At 45.0% G+C, this 1,803-nt stretch carries 2 protein-coding genes; both read left to right on the forward strand.

The window, feature by feature from the left end:
• Positions 1–965 (forward strand): MiaB/RimO family radical SAM methylthiotransferase (locus A3G19_RS02705; protein ID WP_294870428.1); only part of this gene is annotated, 965 nt, incomplete at its 5' end.
• Positions 940–1,803, forward strand: an 864-nt coding sequence (locus A3G19_RS02710; RefSeq protein ID WP_294870430.1) for an AAA family ATPase, incomplete at its 3' end; no start/stop codon positions are given. The genes A3G19_RS02705 and A3G19_RS02710, both read left to right, overlap by 26 nt.

A 1,803-nucleotide genomic window follows, 5' to 3' on the forward strand; every position in this document is an offset into this window, starting at 1 on the left:
GCCCTTCGGAAAAAATGAAGATCAATACACTTCTCTCCTCAGAGAGCCGTTTTTATGAGATTGGCGATTTGAACTACATTGATGATGCGATTGTCGATGAGTTTGTCGGAAAATCGCGTGCGTTTATCAAGATCCAAGAGGGGTGCAACTTTCGGTGCAGCTACTGTATTATCCCTTTTGTACGAGGTGATGCTCGCAGCATGGATGAAGCAAAAATACTAGAACAGGTTTCTCGTTTAGCAAGCAACGGTTTTGGAGAATTTGTCCTCACCGGAACAAATGTTGGAAGCTACGGTCAAGGTGAGGGAAAAAACATCGCTGAACTCATGAAAAAGATGTCACTTATTCGAGGCGTTCGACGTATTCGTGTAGGATCACTCGAACCGATACAAATCAACGAATCGTTTCGGGAGATTTTGGATGAGCCGTGGCTGGAACGTCATCTTCACATTGCGATTCAGCACAGCTCTGATGAGATGCTCCGTCTAATGAATCGTCGTAATCGTCATAAAAGCGATGTGGAACTCTTCGGCATGTTGAATGCCAAAGGGTTTGCATTGGGAACCGATTTTATTGTCGGTCATCCTGGGGAGAGTGAAGCGATCTGGACTGAGGCGATGGAAAATATTCGCCATCTCCACCTCACACATATCCACCCTTTTACCTACTCCAAGCGTGACGGTACACCGAGTGCGACAATGAAACCTGAGGTCAACGGTACTCTTTCTGCTCAAAGAATGGCTGAACTCAATGCCTTGATCACCGCAAACAATTATGCATTTCGCGAAAAAATGGTTTCGACTCCTTTGGATGTTTTGGTCGAATCGGGTGATGGTAAACAGTATAGTGGGTATGATCAGTTTTTTAATAAAGTGATCATTGAATCGAATGAAGATATCAGCGGTGATTGGATCACACTGGAGCACTATGAGGTACACGATGAATATAACATGGCCAAATTTTAACCGTAATCAGCTCATTCTTATCCTATCAGGAGGGATTGTTCTCCTTTTACTCCTTTTTGCATTATTGCGTGATAGCGGAGACACGGTAACCCTTGCAGAAGCGACCAAATTGATTGAAAATAATCAAATTGAAAAAGCGTTTAGCGATGATGGATATACCTATTTTGCTACCAAAGAGAATGGGGTTGTTAAAATTGCTTCGTCACAACTCCCTTCCGAATTGACAGCGAATCTTGTGATTGAGCCAAAAGGGGGAAATGGGTGGATTTGGTTTTTCGTCTTTTTTGGCCTTATCGGGGGTGCAGGATTTTGGGCATGGAAAAGTAAACTCGGCTTTGAAGATGATGCACCAGTGATAGAAACACCCGTGACAAAAACTGCCGTAGCGGAATCTGAAGCTCCATCTTCCAATGTAACCGCTGTCAAATCGACGGTCAGATTTAGTGACATCGGCGGTATCGGTGATGTTAAAGAGGAACTCGAAGAGATCATTGACTTTTTACGAAATCCGAAACGCTACTATAGTTTCGGCGCACGTATGCCACGCGGTGTACTTCTCGTAGGCCCTCCGGGTGTCGGTAAAACGATGATCGCCAAAGCGGTTGCTGCCGAAGCGGATGTCCCATTTTTCTACCAAAGCGGTGCCTCCTTTGTACAAATTTATGTCGGTATGGGGGCGAAAAGGGTCTCAGAACTCTTTTCTGCTGCCAAGAAAAATGCCCCCGCCATTATCTTTATTGATGAGATTGATGCGGTAGGTAAAAAGCGTGAAGGGGGACGAAACGACGAGCGAGAGGGGACTCTCAATCAGCTTCTCACCGAGATGGACGGATTTGAA

This window comes from Sulfuricurvum sp. RIFCSPLOWO2_12_FULL_43_24 (genome assembly GCF_001829605.1).
Classification (GTDB): Bacteria; Campylobacterota; Campylobacteria; order Campylobacterales; family Sulfurimonadaceae; genus Sulfuricurvum.